Genomic DNA, 20,132 nt, shown 5'->3' on the forward strand with positions numbered 1-20,132 from the left:
CTTCGGTCGCCGACACGAAGGAGTGACCTGGTGGACGAGACGACGCTCAGTCTGCGGCAGGTCCTGGACTCGGGATGTGTGGCCGCGGCGGAGATCCTGCGCCTGGACGGTTCGGTCCGGGCCGCTACCGGTGCGTTCCTGACCACGGTCCGGGAGGGCCGGCAACTGGCGAAGCTGTTCGAGGCGCCGAAGGACGCCGTCGCGTCGGGGATGACCGTGGGCGGCGTGCGGTACGTGGCCGCGGAGGCGGACGGGCGCCTCCTGCACGGCAAGCGCGGAGGCGGGGGCGTCGTCGCCGTCAAGAACCCCCCGTTCATCGTGGTGGGCCTGTACCGGGAGGGACACCGCCCGGCGGATGCCGTGCTCGCCGTGGCGAACCTCGCCGACCGTCTCGCGGCCGTCGGTGGTCACGCCGGCGGCGGTCGCCCGGGTGCACCGCACGACGGTTCGCCCTGACCGCGACCACCGCGCACGACGGGCCGGGTGCACCGCACCACGGTTCCGACGTCCCCGCCGCCGGCCGGGTGGCCCCGCTATCCGCCCGCGGGTGCTGGTACGGAGAACTCGCACCACACGAGCTTTCCGCCACCCCGGGGTTGCACGCCCCAGGCGTCCGCGAGCCGTTCCACCAGCATCAGCCCGCGTCCCGACACCGCCCAGTCCTCCGCCTCGCGCCGCTGCGGCAGCGCGCTGCTGGAATCGGCGACCTCGACCCGGATCCGCCCCTCGCCGGTCAGCCGCAGCCCGATGTCGGCGCCGCCCTCCGTGTGCACGAGCGCGTTGGTCATGAGCTCGTCGGCCGCCAGCTCGATCTCGTCGGACCGCTCGGGCGCGCCCCAGGCGGCCGCCGCGGCCCGGATCAGATGGCGGGCCAGCGCCGGGCCCTCCGTGTCGCCGGGGTCCAGCCGGTGGCGCAGTGGGCCGCCGCCGCGAGGGATGGGCGTGCCTCGGCGGCGCAGGACGAGCAGGGCCATGTCGTCCCCACCGCCCGAGTCGCCGACCAGCTCGCAGAGCACGTCCGCGAGCTCCTCCACCTCGCGGGGGCCGCGGCCGACCGTCGACATGAACTCCCGCATACCGGTGTCGGGGTCCGTACCCGGCCGCTCGATCAGCCCGTCCGTACAGAGCAGCAGGGTGTCCCCGGGGTGCAGTTCGAGCGTGGTGACGGGGTAACCGCAGTCCGCGCCCGAGTCGGGACCGCTCGACGGCCCCCGCCCCCTACCCGTGTCCGGAACGGTGTCCGGACCCAGCCCGCTGCCCGCCCCGTTCCGCGGGAGGCCGAGCGGGAGGCCGCCGGCGACCTGGATCCGGTGGCAGCTGCCGTCCCCCCGCCGCACGAACGGGTCGAGGTGGCCGGCGCGCACCATCCGGAGCATCCCGGTGGCGAGGTCGACCTCGGCGTACGTGCAGGTGGCGAAGCGTTCCGTCTCCAGTTCCCGCAGGAAGTCCGAGGCCCGGGCCATGGCCGTGCCGGGGGTGTGGCCCTCGACGATGTACGCGCGCAGGACGATGCGGAGCTGCCCCATGACGGCGGCGGCGTCCGTGTCGTGCCCCTCGACGTCCCCGATCATCACCCCGACCCGGCCCTCACCGAGCGGGATCACGTCGTACCAGTCGCCGCCGATGTCCCGTCCCATCCGGGCCGAGCGGTACCGTACGGCGATCCGCGCGCCCGCCACCTCCGGAATCCGGCGGGGCAGCATGGCCCGCTGGAGGCCTTCGGCGAGGTCGTGCTCCTGCTCGAAGAGGATGGCGCGCTGGAGGCTCTGCGCGATGCCGCTGCCGAGCGCCATCAGCAGGTTCCGCTCCTCGGCGGTGAAGTCCCCGTCCCGCGCGTACAGGAGCCCGAGCGCGCCGATGGGGCGCCCTTGGGCGATCAGCGGCAGGTAGACCCCGCTGCGGACGTTCAGCGGCTCGATGTACGGCCACAGGTCCGGGTAGCCCTGCTGGAACTCCTCCCGCGAGGCGAGCAGGACCGGCCGCATGGTCCGTACCGCCTCGCTCATCGGCAGTCGCGCGTCGATGCGCGTGTACTCGATCTCGGGCACGTACGAGCCCAGTTGCCCCTCGGCGACCAGATGGATCCGGCCGCCGTCGACCACGCCGAGCATCACGCTGACCGCGCCGAGGTATCCGAGTGCCTGCGGGTCCTTGAGGATGTCGGTCACGTCGTTCACCGTGCGGGCGTGGGCCAGGATGGCGGTGGTCCGCTCGACGACTCCGGTCATCCGGCGCCGCCCCTCGCTGCGCTCACCGGCGGCGCCGGGCTCGGCGGGGTCGTGGGCGGCGTCGCGGACGATCCCGATCACGCGGTACGGGCGGCCGTCCGGGTCCCGCAGGATGCTGCCCTGGATGTGGGTCCAGGCCGGGGAGCCGTCGCGCCGTCGGCTGCGGATGTAGGCCCCGTAGTGGCTGCGGCCGGCCTTGAGGGCCTGGGCGACCCGGGCGTCCAGCCGGGCCTCCTCGGCGGGCGGGATGCGCCGGCGCAGCCCTTCGGCGGTCCCGCTGAACTCGTCCGGGCGCAGATCGAGGACCTCGAAGGCGGTGGGATCCAGGTGCATGCGTCCGCTGTCGAGGTCCCAGTCGAAGGTCCCCATGCGGTTGAGCGCGAGGCTCGTGTCCGGCCGAGCGGGCCAGTCGACCTCGGGGTGGTGTCCCCTCTGGGCCATGCAGCCAGGGTCTCACCCATGCCCGCCGCTGTCCCTGCGGGACGCGGGCCGCACCGCTCGCCGTCGGTCACCGGCCGGCGCCGCCACGAGCACGGACGGCCGGTGCGGCGGGCGACTCTCTCGCCCGCCGCACCCGCGGCTGATCGGTGGGTCCTACTGCCCGCCGTTTCCGTTTCCGTCTCCGTTGCCGTTGCCGTTTCCGGGGCCGTCACCAGGTCCGTCACCGGGGCCGTCACCAGGTCCGTCACCAGGTCCGTCACCGGGGCCGTCACCGGGCTGCTCTTCCGGAGGAGGCGATACCGGTCCTTCCGGCTCCGGGGTCGCGAGCGGCGGTTCCGGAACGTCCTGCTGGGGCGTGGTCGGGGGCTGCGTCACGATCGGCGGCGCGGCCGAGCGAGGGGTCGAAGGAGGGGGCGTCACGGTCACCGGGGGCGGTGACTCGGTGACCAACGGTGCCTCTGACTCCGTCACCGGCGGCGGCGTCGTCGGCGTCACCGCCTCGGTCGGGGTCGGGGTCTCCGGCCGGGTCTCGGCCCCCCTCGGGGTCCCGGTCTCCGTACCCGTCGGGGTCCCCGTGTCGGTCCTCGGGGTCCCGGTCTCCGTACCCGTCGGAGTTCCGGTGTCCGTACCCGTCGGAGTTCCCGTGTCCGTACCCGTCGGAGTTCCGGTCTCCGTACCCGTCGGGGTCCCGGTCTCCGTACCCGTCGGGGTCCCGGTGTCGGTCCTCGGGGTCCCGGTCTCCGTACCCGTCGGAGTCCCGGTGTCCGTACCCGTCGGGGTCCCGGTCCTCGTACCCGTCGGAGTCCCCGTCGGGGTCCCGGTCCCCGTCCGGGTGCCGGTCGGAGAAGTGGGCGTGACCACGGGGCTTTGGGTGAGCGGCGGCGGGATGACCGGGGGCGGCACGGGCCTGTCGTTGCGGCCGTGGTGGTCGCGCCGGTCGCGCTCGTACCAGCGCCGGCTCTCGTAGTCGTAGAAGACGAACTTGTTCACGACCGTCACCGCGGGCGCGATGACGACGACCTTCGCCGGCTGGTACGAGGGCCAGGTCTGGCCGAAGCGCTTGGGGTCAGCCCGTAGCGGCACCGGCTCGCTGAGCGGGTTTCCGCAGGCGCAGCGCACCCGGGGCACTCCGCGGTCGTCCACCAGCACGGCCGTCCCCGCCTGGAGCACGGCCTGGTAGGAGGTGGCCTGGCCGTCCCGGAAGCCGTGGTTCGTGACCCGCGTGTCCATCCTCAGCTGCACCGCGGTGAGCGAGCGCAGGTACCCGGGGACGGCCGCCGGCTGGATGCCGAGGACCGAGGCGAACGCGGCGTTCTTGGCGGGCTGGGCGCTCAGCAGCTTGATCTGCTTCTCGACGTCGCAGCTGGCCGCGGCACTGGTTCCCTGGTACACACCCGGTTCGGCGCCGCTGACGCTGCGGGTGCCCACGTTGCCCGCGGAGGTGCCGGCCGGCGACGGGCTCCGCGGGGCCGGGCTCTCCGGCGGCGCCTGCTGCGTGGCGGTGGACGCGGTGAACGGGTCCGGGCCGGAAGCGGCGGCCGGCTGGAGGAACACCTCAGCGTTGGCGTTGCCGGGGCTGCCGCCGGGCTTGATGAGCACCACGACGAGGGCCACGGCCGCGGCGGCGGCGACGAGCGCGGTGACGAGCCGGGGCACGGACCGCCACCAGGGGCCCTTGGCCGGTCCGCCGGCGCCGCCCGAACCGCCCGACCCGCCCGGGGGTGCGGGCGGAGGGGGCGGGGGCGGCGGAGCCGCCTGCTGGCCGCCCGACAGCGGGCCGGACGGCGGCCCGGTGGGGCGCCCCGACGACGGCGTCGTCGACGCGGACGACGAGGACGGTGGGGGTGGGGGCTGCGGGGGCGGCTGGTGATCGGGGTGCGTACTCACGGGCTCTTCTTCCTAGGAGGAGGAGTTCCCTTTGGCGACCATTGTGTGCGCCGTTCAGGTGGTGCCCGCAAGCCGAGAGTGCCACGGTGGCAGGGTGAGCCGGACAACCAGGTCTGCCGAATCGCCAGTGGTAACGGCGTCCGGGGGCGCCGCGAGAGCGTGGCGCGACTCCCTCGTCGCGGTCCTGGCGGGTTTCGTGGTCATGGCTGCCGTCGCCGCGGCCGGACTTGCCTGCGCGGGGGCCGGAAACCTGCCGAACGGGGCGTTCCCGCGGGTGGTCGCCGCCGTGGTCGTACTGGCGGCGGGCGGCGCGGTGGAGGTCACGGGCGGGGCCGGTTTCCTGGCGGGAGGCGGCGCGAGCCTGTCGGTGCTCCCGCTCTCAGTGAGCCTCGCCGGCGCCCTCACGACCGGTTTCCTCTTCCTCCGCCCGCTGCACAACCGCGCGGTGGCGCGCCCACGCGAACTGCTGGGCCGGGCCGCCCCCTTGGTCCTGCTGTGGCTGCTCGTCCTCACCGGCGTCGCCGTGCTCGCGCGGCAGACCTTCGGCGTCGTCACCGGCGACTCCCTCATCGGCGAGATCGGTGAACTCATCGACGCGACACCGACGGTGGGCTTCCGGGCCGCCGTGCCCGCCACCCTCTGCTACGGACTCCTGTGGATCCTCGGCCTGTTGCTGATCTCGCTGTTGGTGTCGCGGCGCGCTCCGCTGCCGGCCCGGCTGGTCCGCTTCCACGCGGCGGTGCGTCCGGCGGCCTTCGCCACGACCGCGCTGCTCCTCACGTACGTCGTGCTCGCAGTGGTCGTCGCCCTGGTGGTGGCCGTGACCCAGGGCAATGCGGCACGGACCCTGGCCGTGGTCCTGCTGGGGCTTCCCAATCTGGCCTGGCCCGCCCTGACCCTGGGCCTCGGCGGCGCTTGGGAGGGCAGGGTCGAGGGGCCCTTCGGACTCCCGATGCCCCCACTGCTCGACCAGGTGCTGCGGGGACCGGAGCTGTCCTCCGTGGACGTGTCCTCGCTCGCGGAGCAGGACTCGCGGGCGTGGTGGCTGGTGGCGGTGGCGGCCGTCCTGCTGCTCGGCACGGGGGTGTTGGCGGCCGTACGGTCGCCCGCTCACGTCCGGCCCTGGCAGCACGCGCTCCACCTGGGCATCGCGCTGGCCCTCGCCACCCTGACGGTCTGCCTGCTGGCCAGGGTGCAGGTCCAGTTCGGCCTCTCGCTGCTGGGCATCGGCGGGGCGGACGGGCTCGGCGCCGAGGTCGAACTCGTCCCGGTGCTGGGGCGCACCGTCGGCCTCGCCCTCCTGTGGGGAGCGGTGGCCGGGTTCCTGGGCGCCCTGCTGGCCCGCCCCTTCCACCACCGCACCGGCGATCCCGCGCCGCCTCGAAGCTGACCTGCGGCGCGGCCCCGGGGCCCGCGGGCACCGCGGCTGGGGGCTCGCGGGTCCCGCGGCCGCTTCAGTCGCGGCGCCGGAACACCGGCGCCGCCCATCGCGGGGGCAACGGAGGGGGGTGGGTCCGGGTCCCCGCGTCGGCGTCGTCCGCGCCGGCCGGTCCCACGTCGGACCCCGCCTCCGGCCCCGCCTCCGCCTGCGCACCCACCCGTCGGAGCGCGCCGGTGAACTCCAGGCAGCTGTGCCACCGGTCCTCCGGGGACTTGGCCAGCGCTCTCGCCAGTACCGCGTCCACCCCGGCCGGCAGCCCCGGACGGCGCGAGGTCAGCGACGGCGGGGGATCGAACTGGTGCGCCCACAGCAGCGCGATGTCGTCGTCGCGCCGGAACGGCGGGGCGCCGGCGAGGGTTTCGTAGACGACGCATCCCAGGCTGTAGACGTCGCACCGGCCGTCCACCGGTTTGCCCGAGATCTGTTCGGGAGCCACGTAGTCCAGGGTTCCGACGAACTGCCCGGCGTGGGTGAACCCGGAGAGCGACAGGGACTTCTTCGTCAGTCCGAAGTCGGTGAGGTACACGTGCTCGGGGTGTTCGCTGTCCGTGCCCTTGGCGACCAGGATGTTGCCCGGCGTGACATCGCGGTGGACGAGCTCGTGGGCGTGCGCCGCGTCCAGCGCGGACGCCACCTGACCGGTGATCCGGGCCGCCGCGACCAGCGACAGCGGACCCGTGCGGTCCAGCATGGCCCGCAGGTCCTGTCCGACGACGTAGCGCATGGCGATGTACAGCAGTCCGTCCGCCTCGCCCGCCTCGAAGACGGGCACGATGTGGGGGTGGTCGATCGCGGCGGCCACCTTCGACTCGAAGGTGAACCGCTTCCTGAACGTCTCATCGCGGGCCAGCGCGGGCGCCAGCACCTTCAGTGCCACGATCCGGTCGAGCCGCAGGTCCCGGGCCCGGTAGACGACGGCCATCCCGCCGTGCCCGATCTCCGCCTCCACCAGGTACCCGGCGATCCGCTGCCCCCGCAGGTCCGCGGGCCGCCCGGGCACCGAGGCCGGATCCTCCTCTCCGGCACCCGGCGCCCGCGCCGGACCCGGTTCCCGCTCCGGCTCCCGCCCAGGTTCCCGCTCGAATTCCCGCTCGAATTCCCGCTCGGGTTCCTGCCCCGGCTCCGGTCCCGACTCCTGTCCCGGTCCCGGCTCCATCAGCGCTCTCCGCCTTCGGTGGCCCGTGGCGCCTCCGGGATCTGGACGATCCTCGTCGGCTCGTGCGTCTCCCCCGGCTCCGGCAGGACGTCGAGCTGGACCCCGACCGTGTCGGCCTCGCTCGGCTCCGGCACGGACGCCGGCGCGGGTCGCTCCGGCCCGCCGGCCACGGCGAAGGTCGCGGCGCGGGGCCCCTCCGCGTAGAGCCACCGGCCGGCGGTGCGGTCGTACAGCCAGGCCGACTCCCCTTCGAGTACGATCCCGGCCCGCAGCCCCCGCACGGAGTTCCGGAACCCCTCGGCGTCCAGCCTTCCCACTGCGTACTCCTCCACGGCCCTGCGGTAGCGCTCCACCGCGTCGGCGCTCCGGGCGAGCAGCGGCCGCGGGTCCTCGGTACGCGCCGGGGCCGGGCCTCCCGTCGTCGGCGGCGGCAGCGGCACGGGGACGAGCAGGCGGCCGTCCACCCAGGCGGACCAGCCGTTGGCACACAGGATCTCCCCCCACTCCCCGCGTCGGGCCAGCAGTTGCACGGGCAGGAAGGGGTCCAGCGCGGTGGTGGGCCGGGACACGTCCGCCGTCTCCCAGGCGGCGAGTCCCTCTCCCGGTACGACGTGGGTGGGCCGGAAGTCCGGCACCTCACCCCCTGCGTCCGCCATCGGGCTGCTCATGTGCCCTACTTCCGCATGACCGCGGGCTCGTGGCGGCGCAGCACGCGGAGCACCAGCACGCCGAACAGCACGCACAGGGCGACGAGCATGCCCATCTCGATGAGCCACAGATCGGCCTCGTGGTCGAACAGCGGGTCCTGGGTGATCTTGCCCGGCACGATGGCGCCCAGGTCGATGGTGTTCCCCATCGCCCCCATCGCCCACCGCGCCGGCACGAACCAGGCCAGCTGCTCGATGACGGGGACCCCGGTCAGTTTGAGCAGGGAACCGCAGAAGACGACCTGGACGATGGTGAGCAGGACCAGGAGGGGCATGGTGACCTCCTCCTTGCTCACCAGGGCGGAGATCAGCAGTCCGAGCAGCATCGCGGTGACGGACAGCAGGGCGACGGCGACCGTGATCTCGATCAGGGGCGGCAGGTAGACGCCCTGGCCGTCGGGGGCGTTGATCTGGACCCCGGCGAGCCCCACCAGGGTGAGAACCACGGCCTGGCCGACCGTGACCGTGCCGAGGACCACCACCTTGGACATCAGGTACGCCGATCTGGACAGGCCGACGGCGCGCTCGCGCTGGTAGATGACGCGCTCCTTGACCAGTTCGCGCACCGCGTTGGCGGCGCCGGTCAGGACCCCGCCGACGCACAGGATGAACAGGGCGTTCAGCGCCGTTTCGGCCGTGAGGGCGCTCCCGGCGAGCGCGCGGGCCATGGCGCCCATGACGAACGGCAGCGCGACCATGATGATCAGGAAGGTGCGGTCGGCGCTGAGCACGGCGGCGTACCGGCGGATCAGGGTGGAGAGCTGGGAGCCCCAGCTCTGGGCCTTGGGCGGCGGCTGGACGCCTGCGGCGCGGTCGGCGTCCGCCATGCCCGGCACCCGGCCGGAGTCGACGTCGACGTAGCGGCGGTGCATGGGTGAAGCCCGGTGTTCGCCGGCCCAGTCGCGGTCGCGGTCGTTCTCGAAGGCTTCGAAGGCCTCGGGCCACTGGTCGTACCCGAAGTAGCCGAGGGCCTCGTCGGGGGGGCCGTAGTACGCGACGCGGCCGCCCGGCGCGAGGACCAGGAGGCGGTCGCAGACGCTGAGGTTGAGCACGCTGTGGGTGACGACGATGACGGTGCGGCCGTCGTCCGCGAGGCCGCGCAGCATGTTCATCACCGAGCGGTCCATGCCGGGGTCGAGGCCCGAGGTGGGCTCGTCCAGGAAGAGCAGGGAGGGCTTGGTGAGCAGCTCCAGGGCGACGGACACGCGTTTGCGCTGGCCGCCGGAGAGGCTGTGGATGGGCTGGTCGGCGCGCTGCTGGAGGCCGAGTTCGCCGATGACCTCGTCCACCCGGGCCCGGCGTTCGGCCTTGGCGGTGTCCTGCGGGAAGCGCAGTTCGGCGGCATAGGTGAGGGCCCGCCGGACCGTGAGCTGGAGGTGCAGGATGTCGTCCTGGGGGACGAGCCCGATGCGGCTGCGCAGTTCGGCGTAGTCCCGGTAGAGGTCGCGCCCGTCGTAGAGGACGGAGCCGTGGTCGGCCGGGCGCAGTCCGGTGAGGGCGCCGAGGAGGGTGGACTTGCCGGCTCCGCTGGGGCCTACGACGGCGAGCAGGCTCTTGGCGCCCACGGGGAAGGACACGCGGTCCAGGAGGGTCTTGCGGCCCTGGTCGACGGTGACGGCGAGCTCCTGGACGTCGAGGGAGACCTCGCCCGTGTCCACGTACTGCTGGAGCTGGTCGCCGACGAGGCAGAAGGCCGACCGGCCGATGCCGACGATGTCGCCCTCGGCGAGGCGGGCGGCGCCGTGGATCCGCGCACCGTTGAGGTAGGTGCCGTTGTGGCTGCCGAGGTCGACGATCTCGTACGCGCCGTCGGCGAGGCCGCGCAGTTCGGCGTGCCGGCGCGAGACGACGAGGTTGTCGATGACGAGCTCGTTGTCGGGGGCGCGGCCGATCGTCACGACGGCCCGTGCGGGCACCGGACGGACGCTGGTCGGCCGGCGGAAGGTGCGGGTCAGATCCGGGTGGGAGACCTGGGGCGGCCCGTCGGCGGGGGGCGCGGGGGGCGGCGTACGGCCGACCAGGACGGCGCGGGGGCCGTCCTGGGCGCTGCCGAAGCGCAGTTCGCTGCCGGGGCCGACGCTCGACGCGTGGACGCGGTGGCCGTCGGCCCAGGTGCCGTTGGTGCTGTTGTCGTCCTCCAGCGTCCAGTGGTCGCCGTCGGGGCGGAGGATCGCGTGGTGCCAGGAGACGCGGGCGTCTTCGAGGCAGATCTCGCAGAGGGGGTCCCGCCCGACGTGGTAGACGCGGCGGGGATCCATGTCAGTGGCGCCCCAGTCGGTCTCCAGGACGAGCTGGGGCGCGGGCGGCACACCGGAGCGCTGGACCATGACCAGATTTTCCCACGATCCCGGAGCACCGGCAGCGGCCCGGCATCGTCGCAGGTCAGAGGCATCTTATGGGTAATGACAACGGTCCCCGTTGCAGCCTTTGCCCATCGCGCCGGGGTGCGCTTCACTTCACGCGAAGGACGCGGAGAAACCGAACAGACGGGGGACACGATGAGCGGGCACGACCACGGTCAGGACCACGGTGACGACCGGCACCGGGGGCACGACCGAGGGCACGGCCACGCGGGCCACAGCCACGGCGTCAGCGCCGACGCGGACCGCCGCTGGCTGGCGATCGCCCTGGGCCTGATCGGCGCGTTCATGGCCGTCGAGGTGTGCATCGGCATCGTGGCCCACTCGCTGGCGCTGATCTCCGATGCCGCCCACATGCTGACGGACGCCGTCTCGATCGTCCTCGCGCTGATCGCGATGCGGCTCGCCGCCCGCCCCGCGCGCGGCGGTTTCACGTACGGCCTCAAGCGGGCGGAAATACTCTCCGCCCAGGCCAACGGGCTGACCCTGCTCCTGCTGGCGGTCTGGCTCGCCTACGAGGCGGTGCGCCGGCTGATGGACCCGCCGCCGGTGGAGGGCGGGCTGGTGCTGGTGACGGCGCTCGCGGGCATCCTCGTCAACCTGGCCGCGGCCTGGTGCATCTCCCGGGCGAACCGGTCCTCGCTCGCCGTCGAGGGCGCCTACCAGCACATCCTCAACGACCTCTTCGCCTTCATCGGGACGGCCGTCGCCGGTCTGATCGTGCTCACCACCGGCTTCCGGCAGGCGGACTCGATCGCCACCCTCGTCGTGGTGGTGCTGATGGTCAAGGCGGGCTACGGGCTGGTCCGCGAGTCGGGCCGGATCTTCCTGGAGGCCGCTCCCGCCCATGTGGACCCGGACGCTGTCGGCGACCGGCTCGTCGGCCACCCGCCGGTCACCGAGGTCCACGACCTGCACATCTGGACCATCACCTCCGGGCAGGCGGCGCTCTCCGCGCACGTGCTCGTGGAGCCGGCCGGTGACTGCCACGCCGTACGCCGCGACCTGGAGCGGCTGCTCGCCGAGGAGTACGGGATCACCCACACCACCCTCCAGGTGGACCACGCGCAGGACTCCCTGCTCACCGTGGGCCGGGCGGGCGAGGAGCCGGCCGACGCACACTGCGCGGACGCCCACGGGCCGGTGCACCGGCACGGCCCGCACGCGCATTGAACGGCCGCGGCGAACGATCCGAGCACTGAGCGGCGGGCGCGCGGGGCATGCATGGAACATGACGCGCAAACGCAGTGCCGGCCTGCTGCTGTTCCGCAGGACCGGCCCGGGGGTCGAGGTGCTGCTCGGGCACATGGGCGGTCCGCTGTGGTCCTCCCGCGACGCGGGCGGCTGGGCGATCCCGAAGGGCGAGTACGAGCCGGACGAGACTCCCCGGGACGCGGCTCGCCGGGAGTTCACCGAGGAGCTCGGGCTGCCGCCGCCGCAGGGCCCGTACCTCCCGCTCGGCGACGTGTCGCTGACCAGCGGGAAGCTGGTGACCATCTGGGCGGTGGAGGCGGACCTCGATCCGGCGCTGGTGGTGCCCGGCACCTTCTCCATGGAGTGGCCGCGGCGCTCCGGGAACGTACAGGAGTTCCCGGAGCTGGACCGGGTGGCCTGGTTCGCTCCGGAGGCGGCCGCCAAGAAGCTGATGGTTTCTCAGATGCCCTTTTTGGAGCGGTTGTTGACCCTTCTTGAGGACTGACGCGACCCGGCTTGCCAACCCGTCGGCCTGCGCGCAGATTGCACACATGACGAACGTCGTGCTGGTGGGGACCCTGGACACCAAGGGGATGGAGTACGGCTGGCTGCGCGAGAGGCTGCTGCGCGCCGGCGTCGACGTGGTACTGGTGGACACGGGCATCATGGGCGAACCCCGGGTGCCCGCCGAAGTGCCGCGTGGGGCGGTGGCCCGGGCCGCGGGCACCGAACTGTCGGAACTGCGCACGGCCGCCGACCGGGGCGCGGCCGTGACCACGATGGCCCGGGGCGCGGAGGCGACCCTGTTGCGCCTGCACGCCGAGGGCCGGTTGCACGGGGTGATGGCGATCGGCGGCAGCGGCGGCACCTCCATCGCCACCCGGGCGATGCGGGCCCTGCCGCTGGGCGTACCCAAACTCATGGTCTCGTCCATGGCGTCCGGGGACGTCGCCCCGTACGTGGGCTCCTCGGACATCACGATGATGTACAGCGTGGTGGACATCGGGGGCATCAACCGTGTGTCCGGGCCGATCCTCGCCAACGCCGTGCAGGCGATCGCCGCGATGGCCGAGGCCTTCGCCCGCTCGGCCCCGCAGGCGCGCCCGTCCCCCCTCCCGGGAGCCGGCCCCCGGCCGCTGATCGCCACGAGCATGGCAGGGGTGACCACGACCGGCGTGGACGCGGCCCGCGAGCGGCTGACCGCACTGGGCTACGAGGTGCTCGTCTTCCACGTGAGCGGTACGGGCGGCCGCACACTGGAGACCCTGGCCGGCCGGGGACTGTTCGCCGGCGTCCTCGACCTCACGCTCGGCGAGCTCGCCGACGACCTGTGCGGAGGCATCCTCACGGCCGGCCCGGACCGGCTCAGCGCGGCCGGGATCGCCGGGATTCCGCAGGTGGTGAGCCTGGGAGCGCTGGACATGGTGAAACTCGGCCCCCTGGAGACCCTGCCCGAACAGGCCCCCCACCGGCGCGTCCACGTTCACAACCCTTCCATCACCGTCATCCGCACGACGCCGGACGAGTGCGCCGAACTCGGCCGGCGCGTCGCGGCGAAACTGCGCGCGGCGACCGGACCCACCGCCGTCTGCGTCCCGCTCCGCGGACTGTCGACGCTCGGTGCGCCGGGCGGGCCCTACCATGACCCCGCGGCGGACACGGCGTTGTTCTCGGCGCTGCGCGAAGGCTTGCGGGGCAGTGCCGCCCGGCTCTACGACTACGACACCCACATCAACGATCCGGACTTCGGACGGGCGGCGGCCGACCGGCTGCACGCCCTGATCGGCGCGATGTCGGCCGCGGGCTGAGACACCCCGCGCGGTTGGGAACCGGCCGTGGCGGAAACCGTGTCCCAGGGGGAGACCGGGCCCGGTGCGGCCGGTCACCGACCGGCCGCACAGAGGACCGGTCCGGCGCAGGGACGCGGTGCGTCACGGCAGGCAGGGGGCAGGGCGATGGACCACGCGTGGACGGTCCCCGGGTACACACACATCCGGGACCTCGGTTCGGGCGGCAGCGGGCGGGTGGTGCTCGCCGTCCACGACGGCACGGGCACGCCGGTCGCCGTCAAGTACCTCAGCGACCGGCTGCGCCAGGACCCGGCCTTCGTCGGCGAGTTCCGGGCCGAGGCGCGGCTCCTCGGCGGGCTGCGGTCGCCGTACGTGGTGGGCCTGTACGAGTACGTGGAGGCGCCCGGCGGCGCCGCCATCGTCATGGAGCTCGTGGACGGCATCTCCCTGCGCGCCCTGCTGAAGCAGTCCGGGCGGGCCGACGCCGAGGCCGCCCTGGTGGTCCTCAAGGGCTCCCTGCTCGGCCTCGCGGCGGCCCACCGGGCCGGCGTGGTGCACCGCGACTACAAGCCGGAGAACGTGCTGGTCGCGGCGGACGGTTCGTCGAAGCTCGTGGACTTCGGGATCGCCGCGGGCCGCGGCACCACGCCCGGCGTCGCGGGAACGCCCGCCTACATGGCTCCCGAGCAGTGGCAGGGCCGCCCGGCCTCGCCCGCCGCCGACGTGTACGCGGCGACGGCGACCTTCTTCGAGTGCCTCACGGGACGCAAGCCCTACGACGGGGAGAACTTCGCCGAGCTCGCCGTCCAGCACATCGAGGCCCCGGTCCCGGAGACCGAGGCCCCCGAACCCGTACGCCCGCTGATCCGGCGGGGTCTGGCCAAGGAGCCCGAGCAGCGCCCGGAGAACGCCGAGGCCTTCGTAGCGGAGCTGGAGGGCGTGGCGCTCGCCGCGTACGGGCCCCACTGGGAGGAGACGGGGCAGCGCAAGCTCGCCGCTCTGGCCGCGCTGCTCCCGCTGCTGTTCCCCTCGGCCGGGGCGCCTGCCGCGGGCACCACGGCGGTGGCGACGACGACGCTGAGCAGCGGCTCCGGCTGGGCCCCCGGCCGCAGCGGCTGGCTGGCGGCGGGACTCGCCCTGGTGCTGGGGACGGCGCTGGTGCTCACGACGGACGCCCTGGGCGCGGCGCCTCGCGGAGCCTCGGCCCTGAGCGCGTTCGCGACCACGGGCCCGGCCGCGCCCGGTACCGGCACGCCGTCCGCGACGCCCGCCGCTTCCGCCTCCCCGTCGCCGGGTCCCAGCCCTTCGGCCTCCGCGAGCCCCTCACCGACGGCGACCGCGTCGCCGACGGCGACCGCCACCGCGACCGCCACACCGACATGGAGCCCCACGCCCTCCCCGACCCGCACGCCGACGCCCACCCCCACGCCCACCCCGGCGACGAAGGTCACGAAGGTCGACGTCTCGCTCCGGACGGGCGTCTACCGGGGCGAGGCGACCGTCTCCGTCGCCACGCAGGGCACCGGCCCGGTGACCGTCGTACTGGAGTGGTTCCTCGGCAGCAGGGCGGGCGACTACTCCGTGCCCGACGGCACGGACACCGTCGTGGTCCAGGCCGGATCCCTGGCGCCCCTGGTCCGGACCCACACCTTCGCCCGGGACCGCGGCTGCTACGGCGGCGTCCGGGTCACCACCAAGCCCGCCGCCGGGAACACGTCCGCGTCCGACTCTCAGTACCTCTTGCGCTGCCAGGAGCCCCTCCGATGACCGATCCCCGCGCCCCGCAGGACGACGACTACAGCGCGACGGTCCTCGGCAGCCACTGGTTCAGCGGGCCCGCGCAGCAGCCGGAGGTCGCCCCCGACCGGGTCGAGGGGTCCGTGCTCCGGTTCGGGCCCGGGGTGACCGCGGCCATGCCCGCGCCCTTCCCGCTGACCGCCCCCGCGCCGTCCCGACCGCGCCGGGGCGGCGGCCTGCGGCGGTACGCCCTCGCCGCGGCCGTGCTGCTCGCCGTGCTCTGCTACCTCGGCTGGCAGCGGTACGGGCCGGCCATCGAGGTGCGCGACGTCGCCGTGGTCGCGGATGCCGCCGGACCGTCCTGCGACTCGGCGGCCGATGTGGTGGCCGTCGTACGTACCAACGGGCGCCCCGGGACCCTGACGTACCGCTGGGCGCGCAGCGACGGGACGTACTCCGAGCGGCTGACCGAGCGGGTGCCGCGCGGACGGCACGAGGCGCGCCTGCACCTGCTGTGGACGTTCCGGGGCACGGGTACCTACCCGGCGCGGGCCGAGCTCCAGCTGGTCTCGCCGGGGCAGCGCACGGCGGCGGTGGAGTTCACCTACCGCTGCGCCCCCTGAGCCGGCCCCCTCCCTGTCCCGGGGCGTGCCGCGGGCCCCTCGGCCGGGTGTCGGGAGGAGCGCGCGACACGCTCCCCGCCGCGACCGGGGGACGGAGCTCAGAACCGGGCGTGCGCGGTGATGTCCGCCTCGAACTCCCCCGTCATCGCCGGGGTCACCGTCGGCCGGCACTCGCGGACCGCCGCCAGGTAGTCGTCCGTGGTCGCTCCCAGCCGCGCGGCTCCCCCGCCCCGCGCGCCCACCGCCTCCAGGTCCCGCTCGAAGGACACCTGCGCCGCGATCCGCGCCGCGTGCTCGATGTCGGCCGGCGTGAACAGCTCCGTGGCCGCCACCAGGGCCTCGACGTCGACGTCCGCCCGCCCCGCCGTGTAGCGGGACCAGATCGCCGCGCGCGCCCCGGCGTCCGGGGTGCCGATGGGGATGAGGTAGTCGAAGCGCCCCGGCCGCAGGAACGCCGGGTCCAGGGAGCGGATGGAGTTCGTGGCGCACACCAGCAGCCGCTCGTCGCCCTCCCGGAAGCCGGGTATCAGCTTGAGCAGCTCGTTGGTGACGCCGTGGATGCCGCCCGGCTGCGCGGGCTCGGTGCGCACGGGCGCGATCTCCTCGACCTCGTCGATGAAGACGAGGACACGCTCCAGCTCGGCGATCCGGGCGAAGGCGTCGCGCAGGGCGGCGGCCAGATTGCCCTCGTCGGCGAGGCGGGAGGGCAGCAGTTCCACGAAGGGCCAGCCCAGCCGGGAGGCGATGGCCCGGGCGAAGGTGGTCTTGCCGGTGCCGGGCGGACCGAAGAGGGTGATGGCGCGCGGCGGCCGCACGCCGTGCGAAGCGGCCCGTTCGGGCTCGGCGAGCGGCAGCACCACGCGCCGTTCGATGAGGTCCTTCTCCTTCTCCATGCCCGCGACCCCGGCCCACAGGTCGCCCTGCAGGAACCGCCCGCCGAGGTCGTCGAGGAGGCCGGCGGCCGGGCCGTGCAGCGGCTCGGTCTTCTCGAAGTAGGCGACGGCGGGCTGGCGCGTGTAGCCGGCGTTGAGCAGGCCCTCGCCGAGCAGGTCCTCCTCGGGCAGCACGTAGGCGATCCGGCCGACGCGGGCGGCGATGAGCCGCCGCTCCAGTTCGACGAGCAGGGCGCTGGCCAGTCCCCGGCCGCGCCAACCGGCCGCGATGGCGATGCGCATCACCCAGGCCCGCTCGCCGGTCACGCAGGCGAGGGCGGCGCCGATCGGGACGCCCTGGTGGACGGCGACCACGCAGGGCTGCCGGTCGGTGAGGGCGCTGATGCACTCGGCGAGCGAGAAGAGGGACTCCTGGCCGAGTTCGGCCGTGGTGTCGATCAGATGGACGACGGCCGCGAGATCGCTCTCGCGGTAGTCGTGGATGAGCCAGTTCACCGGGTACCGCCCCTCATTCGTGCTCCTGCGGCGAGGCTAGGGGCGGGCGGGCCGGACGCTCACGCACCGTCGTGCACAAACAGGTGGTCGGGAACCGTCCGTGTCGTCCATAGACTGGCGCCTTCCACCCGAACGCCCGACCGCCCGACCGCCCGACCGCCCGACCGAGGACCCCAGCACTCTCATGCTGTGCCACACATCCGCGCCCCGACACCGTGCCTTCCTCTGGCTGGTCCCCTTCCTGTGGACCCTGGCGTTCGGCCTGTGGGGACTCTCCCGGCAGGACAGCGTGTGGCGGGACGAGGCGGCGACCTGGCAGGTGGCCGGCCGCTCGGCGGGCGAGATCTGGCACATGCTGGGCAACGTCGACGCCGTGCACGGGCTGTACTACCTGCTGATGCACGGGCTCTTCGAGGTCTTCGGCCCCGGCACCACGACCCTGCGGCTGCCGTCCGTGCTGGCGGTCGCCGCCGCCGCGGGGTGGGTGGCGCTGCTGGGGCGGCGGCTCGCCGGTTACCGGGCGGGGCTCGGCGCCGGTCTGGCCCTCGCGATGCTGCCGGCCGTGCAGTTCTACCTCCAGGAGGGACGCCCGTACGCGCTCGTCGCCGCAGGGGCCGCGCTGTCGACGCTGCTGCTGGTGTCCCTCGTCGGGGAGGCGGCCGGGCGCCGGCGGACGTGGCCGCGCTGGGTCGCGTACGGGCTGACCGTGCTGGTGTGCGCCCTGCTGAACTGGCTGTCGCTGCTGGTCCTGCCCGCCCACGCCGCCACCCTGTGGTGGACCCGGGCCGGGCGCGGTGTGCGGCTGCGCTGGGCGGCGTACGGCGCCGGCGCGGTGGCGGGGGCGCTGCCGCTGATCCTCTTCAGTCGGGGCCAGTCGGGCCAGGTGTCGTGGATACCGCCGCTGACCTGGCACATGCTGATCGGGCCGGGGATCCTGCTCGCGGTCGGCGGCCTGTGCGCGTGGGCGGACCGCCCGGCGCGCGGACGGCTCTCGGCGGCGGCGGTGGGGTTTCCGCTGCTCGCCGTGCCGCAGCTCGGGCTGATCGGGCTGTCGCTGGTCCAGCCGCTGTTCCTCGACCGGTACGTGCTGTTCTCCATGGTGGGTCTGGCTCTGCTGCTCGGCGGCGCGCTGGGCGCGGCCGTACGGGCCCTGGCACCCCGCTTCCCGAGGGTGTCGGGCGCGCTCGTGCCGGGCGTCGTGGGCGTGGCGGCGCTGGCGCTGCTGCCGGTGGAGCTGGGCAAGCGGGCGCCGGCCAGCCGGGTCGACGACGTCCTGGCGGCGGCCGGCGAGGTGGCCGAGCTCAAGCGGGCGGGGGACGCGGTGGTGTTCGTCCCGGCCGCGCGGCGGGACACGGCGCTGGTCTCCCCCGGTGCGTTCACGGGGCTGACGGACCTGGCGCTGGCCCGGACGCCGGCGGAGTCGGGGACCCTCAAGGGCGAGGAGGGTGATCCGGCGCGGATCAGGGAGGCGTTGCTCGGGCAGCGGCGGGTGCTGCTTGTGACGGACGCGGCGAGGGTCGCGAAGCCGCCGTCGGCGGAGCGGGACAAGGTGAAGACGCAGGTCCTGCGGGAGCGGTTCACGGTGGTGGAGGACCGGCAGGTCCGGGGCCGCCGGGTGACGGTGTACGAACGGCGCGAGCAGGGATAACCGCGACCGGGCGGGCCGCGCCGCCGCCTCGGACGACCGGGACGGCCCGGGTTTCACGCGGGGTTCACGGGATTCACAGCGGATTCATACGGAATACCGGGCTCCGGACAAAGGTTCGCCGGGCAGGTTCGGAACATGATCCACCGCATGTTCCACCCGCCCCGGGCGGCCGGCCGGTCCCGCGCCCGTACCGGGCGCCCCGCCCGGATCGCGCTCGCGTTCGCCGCGATGGCCGCGCTGCTGAGCGTGGACGTCCCCGACGCCCCGGCCGGCACGCCGCTGGGCGTGACCGCGCGGGCGGTGCCCGACGCGGTGGCGGACCGGGTGGGTCCCCTCTTCGCTGGCGGCCTGGACGGGGGGCACTTCTGCTCCGCCGCCGTGGTGCGCAGCGCCGGCCGCGACGTGATCGCCACCGCCGCACACTGCCTGGACGGCCCCGGCACCACGGTCTTCGCGCCGGGCTACCGCGACGGCACGGCCCCGTACGGTGTCTGGCGGCTCACCGGCGTGCACGTGGCCCCGGGCTGGACCGACGGCCAGGACCCGGACGCCGACATCGCCTTCGCCACGGTGGCGCCGGTGGACGGCGGGGAGCACGCCGCACTGGAGGACGCGGTGGAGGACGCGGTGGGCGGTTTCCCGGTGGCGGGGGCGCAGCCGGACGGCGCCGCGGTGACGGTGGTCGGGTACCCGCGGGACCAGGAGGCCCCCCTGCGCTGCGTGAACGCCACCGAGCTGATCTCCGACACGCAGCGCCGGATCGGCTGCCCGGACCTCAGCGGCGGCACGAGCGGGAGCCCTTGGCTGGTGGACGGCGCCCTTGCCGGGGTGCTCGGCGGCCACGAGGGCGGCGGCACGGTGCCGGAGGTCTCGTACAGCGCGGTGATGGGCGACGCGGCGCTGGAGCTGTACCGCAGCGCGGCCGGCGTCGGCTGATGCGCGCCGCGCGGCCGGCGTCGGCTGAGACGCGCCGCGCTACCGCGCGACCTCGGCGGCGGCCGCGAACCAGGTGGGCTCGTCCCGCAGGGCGCGCTGGATCCGGTGCAGCGAGAACGGCTCCAGCGGCGGCAGCGCGTCCACCTCGAACCAGGCCACTTCGAGCGACTCGTGGTCGTTGGCCCGCGCCTCGCCGCCCGTCGCCCGGCAGCGGAAGGTGATGTCCTGGAACTGGCAGACGTCGCCGTTGGCGTACGTGATCGGCGCGAGCATCTCGACGAGGACCACCCGCTCGGGGACGCAGTGCACCGCCGTCTCCTCGTAGACCTCGCGCACGGCGGTGTCCGCGGGCTGCTCGCCCGGCTCGGCGATGCCGCCGACCACGCTCCACCGCCCGGTGTCCGAGCGCCGGCCGAGCAGCACCCGGCCCCGGTCGTCGAGGACGATGGCGGTGACGCCGGGCAGCAGGAGCAGCTGGTGCCCGGCGCCGGCACGGATCTCGCGGATGAACTCGGGCGTGGTCATTCCCCGAGCGTACGAGGCCTGGGTGGCCGCTTCCGAACCCGGGCGGGCCGTGACGTGCCGCGTCGCGCGCG

The 20,132-nt window shown here is 74.4% G+C and carries 15 protein-coding genes and 1 pseudogene; 9 read left to right on the forward strand and 7 right to left on the reverse strand.

Annotated elements, in window-relative coordinates; genetic code table 11:
* Positions 1 to 30: 30 nt before the first annotated feature.
* The gene (locus ACWFQ8_RS06040) at positions 31 to 456 is read left to right on the forward strand and encodes a profilin (RefSeq protein ID WP_453784982.1); all 426 of its coding nucleotides are present in this window, start codon (positions 31 to 33) and stop codon (positions 454 to 456) included.
* A 77-nt stretch (positions 457 to 533) separates the two neighbouring features.
* Here the strand turns inward: ACWFQ8_RS06040 and ACWFQ8_RS06045 are convergent, their stop codons facing one another.
* Both ACWFQ8_RS06045 and ACWFQ8_RS06050 read right to left on the reverse strand, forming a co-directional pair.
* On the reverse strand, positions 534 to 2,669 hold the full coding sequence (locus ACWFQ8_RS06045; protein ID WP_453784983.1) for a SpoIIE family protein phosphatase: 2,136 nt from the start codon (positions 2,667 to 2,669) through the stop codon (positions 534 to 536).
* 606 nt (positions 2,670 to 3,275) lie between these two features.
* Positions 3,276 to 4,442 (reverse strand): annotated as a pseudogene (locus ACWFQ8_RS06050) (DUF6777 domain-containing protein); the annotation flags it as partial.
* A 316-nt stretch (positions 4,443 to 4,758) separates the two neighbouring features.
* Between ACWFQ8_RS06050 and ACWFQ8_RS06055 the strand changes: the two are divergent.
* The gene (locus ACWFQ8_RS06055; RefSeq protein WP_453784984.1) at positions 4,759 to 5,946 is read left to right on the forward strand and encodes a streptophobe family protein; all 1,188 of its coding nucleotides are present in this window, start codon (positions 4,759 to 4,761) and stop codon (positions 5,944 to 5,946) included.
* A gap of 64 nt (positions 5,947 to 6,010) precedes the next feature.
* Here the strand turns inward: ACWFQ8_RS06055 and ACWFQ8_RS06060 are convergent, their stop codons facing one another.
* The 3 genes from ACWFQ8_RS06060 to ACWFQ8_RS06070 all read right to left on the reverse strand — a co-directional run bounded on the left by ACWFQ8_RS06060 (position 6,011) and on the right by ACWFQ8_RS06070 (position 10,187).
* Positions 6,011 to 6,997 (reverse strand): serine/threonine-protein kinase, encoded by a 987-nt coding sequence (locus ACWFQ8_RS06060; RefSeq protein WP_453784985.1) that lies wholly within the window; start codon positions 6,995 to 6,997, stop codon positions 6,011 to 6,013.
* Positions 6,998 to 7,152: 155 nt separating this feature from the next.
* Positions 7,153 to 7,821, reverse strand: coding sequence for a hypothetical protein (locus ACWFQ8_RS06065; protein ID WP_453784986.1), 669 nt, complete (start codon positions 7,819 to 7,821; stop codon positions 7,153 to 7,155).
* Positions 7,822 to 7,826: 5 nt separating this feature from the next.
* Entirely contained in the window at positions 7,827 to 10,187 is a 2,361-nt protein-coding gene (locus ACWFQ8_RS06070) for an FHA domain-containing protein (RefSeq protein WP_453784987.1), read from the reverse strand.
* A gap of 171 nt (positions 10,188 to 10,358) precedes the next feature.
* Here ACWFQ8_RS06070 and ACWFQ8_RS06075 point away from each other — a divergent pair, with 171 nt between their 5' ends.
* The 5 genes from ACWFQ8_RS06075 (at position 10,359) to ACWFQ8_RS06095 (ending at position 15,564) form a co-directional block, all read left to right on the forward strand.
* Complete coding sequence (locus ACWFQ8_RS06075) at positions 10,359 to 11,393, forward strand: cation diffusion facilitator family transporter (protein WP_453784988.1); 1,035 nt, start codon at positions 10,359 to 10,361, stop codon at positions 11,391 to 11,393.
* A gap of 58 nt (positions 11,394 to 11,451) precedes the next feature.
* Positions 11,452 to 11,919, forward strand: a complete 468-nt coding sequence (locus tag ACWFQ8_RS06080; protein ID WP_453784989.1) for an NUDIX domain-containing protein — start codon at positions 11,452 to 11,454, stop codon at positions 11,917 to 11,919.
* Between the two features lie 46 nt (positions 11,920 to 11,965).
* Positions 11,966 to 13,222: a Tm-1-like ATP-binding domain-containing protein gene (locus ACWFQ8_RS06085; RefSeq protein WP_453784990.1), complete on the forward strand. Its 1,257-nt coding sequence runs from the start codon at positions 11,966 to 11,968 to the stop codon at positions 13,220 to 13,222.
* A gap of 147 nt (positions 13,223 to 13,369) precedes the next feature.
* Positions 13,370 to 14,971, forward strand: a complete 1,602-nt coding sequence (locus ACWFQ8_RS06090) for a serine/threonine-protein kinase (RefSeq protein ID WP_453784991.1) — start codon at positions 13,370 to 13,372, stop codon at positions 14,969 to 14,971.
* Positions 14,968 to 15,564, forward strand: a complete 597-nt coding sequence (locus tag ACWFQ8_RS06095; protein WP_453784992.1) for a hypothetical protein — start codon at positions 14,968 to 14,970, stop codon at positions 15,562 to 15,564. The genes ACWFQ8_RS06090 and ACWFQ8_RS06095 overlap by 4 nt, the downstream gene beginning before the upstream one ends.
* Before the next feature lie 98 nt (positions 15,565 to 15,662).
* Here ACWFQ8_RS06095 and ACWFQ8_RS06100 read toward each other — a convergent pair whose 3' ends face one another.
* Positions 15,663 to 16,952 (reverse strand): ATP-binding protein, encoded by a 1,290-nt coding sequence (locus ACWFQ8_RS06100; RefSeq protein ID WP_453784993.1) that lies wholly within the window; start codon positions 16,950 to 16,952, stop codon positions 15,663 to 15,665.
* Positions 16,953 to 17,136: 184 nt separating this feature from the next.
* Here ACWFQ8_RS06100 and ACWFQ8_RS06105 point away from each other — a divergent pair, with 184 nt between their 5' ends.
* Together ACWFQ8_RS06105 and ACWFQ8_RS06110 are read left to right on the forward strand one after the other, a co-directional pair.
* On the forward strand, positions 17,137 to 18,600 hold the full coding sequence (locus tag ACWFQ8_RS06105) for a glycosyltransferase family 39 protein (protein ID WP_453784994.1): 1,464 nt from the start codon (positions 17,137 to 17,139) through the stop codon (positions 18,598 to 18,600).
* Positions 18,601 to 18,735: 135 nt separating this feature from the next.
* Positions 18,736 to 19,536 (forward strand): trypsin-like serine peptidase, encoded by an 801-nt coding sequence (locus tag ACWFQ8_RS06110; protein ID WP_453784995.1) that lies wholly within the window; start codon positions 18,736 to 18,738, stop codon positions 19,534 to 19,536.
* Between the two features lie 39 nt (positions 19,537 to 19,575).
* Here ACWFQ8_RS06110 and ACWFQ8_RS06115 read toward each other — a convergent pair whose 3' ends face one another.
* Complete coding sequence (locus ACWFQ8_RS06115) at positions 19,576 to 20,061, reverse strand: NUDIX hydrolase (RefSeq protein WP_453784996.1); 486 nt, start codon at positions 20,059 to 20,061, stop codon at positions 19,576 to 19,578.
* Positions 20,062 to 20,132: the final 71 nt, after the last annotated feature.

This window comes from Streptomyces sp. NPDC055254 (assembly GCF_053606025.1).

What these genes read in the sequence shown, in the direction of transcription:
- ACWFQ8_RS06055 (WP_453784984.1), top strand. Translation starts at nt 4,759, where the DNA reads ATGGCTGCCGTCGCCGCGGCCGGACTTGCCTGCGCGGGGGCCGGAAAC.
- ACWFQ8_RS06115 (WP_453784996.1), bottom strand. Translation starts at nt 20,061, where the DNA reads ATGACCACGCCCGAGTTCATCCGCGAGATCCGTGCCGGCGCCGGGCAC.
- ACWFQ8_RS06065 (WP_453784986.1), bottom strand. Translation starts at nt 7,821, where the DNA reads ATGAGCAGCCCGATGGCGGACGCAGGGGGTGAGGTGCCGGACTTCCGG.
- ACWFQ8_RS06075 (WP_453784988.1), top strand. Translation starts at nt 10,359, where the DNA reads ATGAGCGGGCACGACCACGGTCAGGACCACGGTGACGACCGGCACCGG.
- ACWFQ8_RS06110 (WP_453784995.1), top strand. Translation starts at nt 18,736, where the DNA reads ATGATCCACCGCATGTTCCACCCGCCCCGGGCGGCCGGCCGGTCCCGC.
- ACWFQ8_RS06090 (WP_453784991.1), top strand. Translation starts at nt 13,370, where the DNA reads ATGGACCACGCGTGGACGGTCCCCGGGTACACACACATCCGGGACCTC.
- ACWFQ8_RS06070 (WP_453784987.1), bottom strand. Translation starts at nt 10,187, where the DNA reads ATGGTCCAGCGCTCCGGTGTGCCGCCCGCGCCCCAGCTCGTCCTGGAG.
- ACWFQ8_RS06095 (WP_453784992.1), top strand. Translation starts at nt 14,968, where the DNA reads ATGACCGATCCCCGCGCCCCGCAGGACGACGACTACAGCGCGACGGTC.
- ACWFQ8_RS06085 (WP_453784990.1), top strand. Translation starts at nt 11,966, where the DNA reads ATGACGAACGTCGTGCTGGTGGGGACCCTGGACACCAAGGGGATGGAG.
- ACWFQ8_RS06105 (WP_453784994.1), top strand. Translation starts at nt 17,137, where the DNA reads ATGCTGTGCCACACATCCGCGCCCCGACACCGTGCCTTCCTCTGGCTG.
- ACWFQ8_RS06080 (WP_453784989.1), top strand. Translation starts at nt 11,452, where the DNA reads ATGACGCGCAAACGCAGTGCCGGCCTGCTGCTGTTCCGCAGGACCGGC.
- ACWFQ8_RS06045 (WP_453784983.1), bottom strand. Translation starts at nt 2,669, where the DNA reads ATGGCCCAGAGGGGACACCACCCCGAGGTCGACTGGCCCGCTCGGCCG.